Annotated in this window: 3 protein-coding genes; 2 read left to right on the top strand and 1 reads right to left on the bottom strand. The window is 67.6% G+C overall.

Annotated features, from left to right (window positions below):
- Window positions 1–175: 175 nt before the first annotated feature.
- Window positions 176–1,042 carry a putative selenate ABC transporter substrate-binding protein gene (locus J5F18_RS17150; RefSeq protein ID WP_346299747.1) on the bottom strand — a complete coding sequence of 289 codons (867 nt, stop codon included), beginning with the start codon at window positions 1,040–1,042 and terminating at the stop codon, window positions 176–178.
- A 240-nt stretch (window positions 1,043–1,282) separates the two neighbouring features.
- Between J5F18_RS17150 and J5F18_RS17145 the strand changes: the two genes are divergently transcribed.
- Both J5F18_RS17145 and J5F18_RS17140 read left to right on the top strand, forming a co-directional pair.
- Window positions 1,283–2,881 (top strand): solute:sodium symporter family transporter, encoded by a 1,599-nt coding sequence (locus J5F18_RS17145; protein ID WP_346299746.1) that lies wholly within the window; start codon window positions 1,283–1,285, stop codon window positions 2,879–2,881.
- A 254-nt stretch (window positions 2,882–3,135) separates the two neighbouring features.
- Window positions 3,136–4,438 (top strand): ABC transporter substrate-binding protein (locus tag J5F18_RS17140; RefSeq protein WP_346299745.1); only part of this gene is annotated, 1,303 nt, incomplete at its 3' end.

Raw genomic sequence — 4,438 nt, 5'->3', positions numbered from 1 at the left:
ACTTGCCCGAACCGCTCTGGCCGAGCAGGGCGACCCGCTCGCCCTCGTGCAGGCTCAGGGTCAGCCCGGGCAGCACCAGGTGGGCGGGGCGACCCTGGCGGTCGCGGCCGTGGCCGAGGTCCTCGCCGTCAAGGCTGAGCAGGGGGCGGCGTTGCTCGCTCTCCATGGGGTGGCCTCAGCGCAGCAGGCCGAGCTCTTCCGCGACCTCCTCGATGGGCGCGTAGAGGGCGTTGTCGGCGGGGATGAAGGCCTCGCGGGGGAAGCTCGCCAGGAGCTCCGGGTCGTCCATCTCCAGGAAGGCGGCCCGCACCCGCTCGGTGAAGCCCTCGCCGAAGCGCGCATCGGCGTCGCCGCGCAGGGTCCAGTTGTAGTCGGGGTAGGGCGGGGTGGCCCAGATCACGCTGACCCGGTCGGTGTCGACGCGGCCATCGGCCACGGCGGCCTCCCAGACGGTGTAGTTCACCGCGCCGATGTCCCAGGTGCCCGCCTCCACCAGGGCGATGGTGCGGGAGTGGTCGCCGGAGTAGCCGACCCGGGAGAAAAAGGCCTCGGGGTCGACGTCGTTGAAGCGCTCGCGGAAGAAGTGCTCCGGCATCAGGCGCCCGGAGGTGGAGGTGCGCGAGCCGAAGGTGAGGCTCATGCCCTCGAGTTCGTCGGGCAGTTCGTCGGCCATCGCCAGGCCCGTCGACTCGTGGGCGATGAAGTAGCTCATGAAGGCGTCGTCCTCGCTGCCCTGGGCCAGCGCCTGGGAGCCCGGCACCAGGCGGCGGGCCTGGACCCCGGAGAGGCCGCCGAACCAGGCCAGCTGCACCTGGTCGTTGCGAAAGGCGGTGACCGCGGCGCTGTAGGAGTTCACCGGCACGTATTCCACTGCGACGCCGAGGCGTGCCTCCAGGTAGTCGGCGACCTTGCCGAAGCGCTCCACCAGGCGCGCCTGGTCCTCGTCGGGAATGGCGGTAAAGCGGAAGGTCTCGGCGGCGGCCCCCTGGGCGGCGAGGCCCAGGCTGGCAAGGGTTAGGCAGAGGGCGGCGATCCGGCGCATCGGCGGCTCCTGGCGGTCGAGGGGAGAGTGGACGCCATTGTTATGGCAGGCCGCGGCAATGGCAAGGTGTGAGGACGCCTGGCGTCGATAGGGGAGGGAATCCGGGGTGTGGTTAGACGAAAGGCGCATAACGTGACACGATTCAGCTGGCTAGAATGGCGGGCCTCCGTATCTGATTTATCCGCGTGGCGCACACCGGTGTGGCGCTTCACCCACTCTCGACAATGAGGCACGTCCATCATGCACGCCCTGACCCTGGCGTCCTTCCTGTTCTTCACGGGACTGGTCGCCTTCATCACCTGGCGCCTCACGCGCCGCGACGACCACGACAGCACCAGCGGCTACTTCCTGGCCGGTCGGACCCTGACCTTCCCGCTGATCGCCGGCTCGCTTTTGATGACCAACCTCTCCACCGAGCAGATGGTGGGGCTCAACGGCGCCGCCTTCGCCGACGGTCTGAGCGTCATGGCCTGGGAGGTGGTGGCGGTGATCGCCCTGGTGGCGCTGGCGCTGTTCTTCCTGCCGCGCTTTCTGAGGAGCGGCATCGCCACCCTGCCGCAGCTGCTCGAGATCCGCTTCGACCGCGGCACCCAGCTGATTACCAACGTCATCTTCCTGATCGCCTATGCGGTGATCCTGCTGCCGATCATCCTCTACTCAGGGGCCATGGGGCTGCAGGGCATGCTTGACCTCCAGGGGCTCACCGGCATCCAGTCGCCCACCCTGCTGCTGTGGTTGACGGTGTGGGTGGTCGGCATCATCGGCTCCCTCTATGCCCTGTTCGGCGGCCTGCGCACCGTGGCCGTCTCAGACACCCTGAACGGGGTGGGGCTGCTGGTGGGCGGCTTCGTGATCGTCTACTTCGGCCTGCAGGCGGTGAGTGGCGGCAATGGCCTGCTCGAGGGCTGGAGCCTCCTCAAGGAGAGCGATCCGCAGAAGCTCAACTCCATCGGCGGGCCGGACCAGCAGGTGCCCTTCTTCACCCTGTTCACCGGCGTCTTCCTGATCAACCTCTTCTACTGGACCACCAACCAGCAGATCATCCAGCGGACCTTGGCCGCCAAGACCCTGGCAGAGGGGCAGAAGGGCGTGCTGCTGACCGGCTTCTTCAAGCTGCTCGGACCCCTCTACCTGGTGCTGCCGGGCATCATCGCCTACCACCTCTATGCCGAGCAGGGGGTGCGAGCCGACGAGGCCTACGGCCACCTGGTGTTCAACGTGCTACCGCCCTACCTGACCGGGTTCTTCGCCGCGGTGATGGTGGGTGCCATCCTGTCGTCCTTCAACTCGGCGCTCAACAGCACCACCACCATCTTCAGCCTGGGCATCTACAAGGGGGTGCTGAAGAAGGACGCCAACGAGGAGCAGGTGGTGAAGTCCGGCAAGGTGTTCGGCTGGATCATGGCCATCACCACCATGACCATCGCCCCGCTGCTGGCCGGCCAGGAGAGCCTGTTCGGTTACCTGCAGCGGATGAACGCCATCTACTTCATCCCCATCCTGGCGGTGGTGATCGTCGGCCTGCTGACCAAGCGGGTGCCGCCCATGGCGGCCAAGATCGCCCTGGTGGGCGGCTGCCTGCTGATCGCCGCCGGCTACTTCGTGCCGCCCTTCAACCGGTTGCCGGAGATCATCCACGAGTTCCACTTCGTGGGCGGGGTCTTCGTGCTGCTGGTGGGCGTCATGCTGCTGATTGGCCGGCTGCGACCGCGCGCCACCGACTGGGTGCACGAGCACTCGGGCGACGTGGACCTGACGCCCTGGAAGGGGGCGGTGCCCTGCGGGATCGCCCTGGTGGTGCTGGTGGTGATCATCTACGCGGCCTTTGCCGGCGTCTGATCGCCATGCCATGAACGACACGGCCCCGGCATTGTGAACTGCACCCCGATAGTTGGACACCCAATCCAACCTTCGGGGTGCAGTTCAAGTCCGTACAAGCGCCCTAGACTTTAGTCGCGATTTGGTAAATTCCTGAGTTTTCCGGAATTGTCTGACAAAAACCCAGAGGCTGCCGCCTGGCGCCAGCCGTAGACTCCACCGGGTATGCCGATCCTTGGCTCCATAACAACAAGGTGACCCGGAGGATACCCGCCATGACTCATACCTATCGCCTTGCGCCCCTCGCCGCCGGCCTGCTGCTGGCCTCCCAGGCTGCCCTGGCCGCCGAGGCCCGTCCCGGCAGCCTGCCGCCGGCCCCCGAGTTCGAGACCCACAGCGAGGTCCAGATCATCCCCCGCGACCGGCTCTACACCTTCCGGGCTCTCGAGCAGTACCAGGAGCCGGAGTGGGTCACCGAGCTGGTGGAGCAGGGGATGATCCCGCCGCTGGAGGAACGCCTGCCTCCCGAGCCGCTGGTCTTCGAGGAGGCCGGCATGCCCGACGGCATCGGCGTCTACGGTGGCGCCCTGCGTCACGTGATCGGTGGCCGTCCCCAGGGCTGGAACTGGGCCGCCGGCCAGACCCAGGGCTGGGGCGGCATCAGCTACACCGTGGCCGAGTGCCTGACCCGCACCGGCCCGTTGTTCATGCTGCCGCCGGAGGATCAGGAGCCGCTGCCCAACCTGGCGCGCAGCTGGGAGTGGTCCGAGGACGGCCGCCAGCTGACCATGCAGCTGATCGAGGGCGCCCGCTGGTCCGACGGCCATCCTTTCACCAGCGAAGACGTGCTCTTCTACTGGGAGGACAACGTCCTCGATCCCAATGTGGCCACCTTCGCCTCGCCGGGCACCTTCGGCGAGGGCACCACGCTGGAGGCGCTGGACGAGGCCACCATCCGCTGGACCTTCGCCGAGCCGGCCTCGGCCCAGGTGCTCTTCCAGATGGCCTTCTTCCAGTTCTGCCCGGGCCCGGCCCATGTGCTCAAGCCGCACCACCCGCGCTATAACGACGCCAACAGCTACGACGACTACGTCAACGCCCTGCCCGTCGCGGACCTGCCGATCCCCAGCATGGGGGCCTGGGTGCCCACCGAGTATCGCAGCGACGAGCTGGTGCTGATGCGCCGCAATCCCTACTACTGGAAGGTGGACAGCGCCGGCAACCAGCTCCCCTATGCCGACGAGATGCTGTTCCGCCTCACCACCTGGTCGGATCGGACCGTCCAGACGGTGGCCGGCAGCGCCGATGTCTCCAACATGGAGAACCCGGCCAACTACGTTGGTGCCCTGCAGCGCTCCCAGAGCGAGGATGCCCCGGCCCGCCTGGAGTTCGGGCCGCGCACCGTGGGCTGGACGCTGAACCTCAACATGGCCGAGGAGCTCGGGGCCGACGACGACCGTCAGCGCGCCATCCGTCAGCTCAATCGCGACCTCCGCTTCCGCCAGGCGCTCAGCCACGCCATCGATCGCCGGGCGCTGGGGCAGTCACTGGTGCGCGGCCCCTTCACCCATGCCTTCG

Source organism: Halomonas sp. BM-2019 (assembly GCF_017584085.1).
This window is presented reverse-complemented; position numbering and strand designations above follow the sequence as displayed.

Coding starts and splice junctions, on each gene's coding strand:
- J5F18_RS17150 (WP_346299747.1), bottom strand. CDS start 1,042: ATGCGCCGGATCGCCGCCCTCTGCCTAACCCTTGCCAGCCTGGGCCTC.
- J5F18_RS17145 (WP_346299746.1), top strand. CDS start 1,283: ATGCACGCCCTGACCCTGGCGTCCTTCCTGTTCTTCACGGGACTGGTC.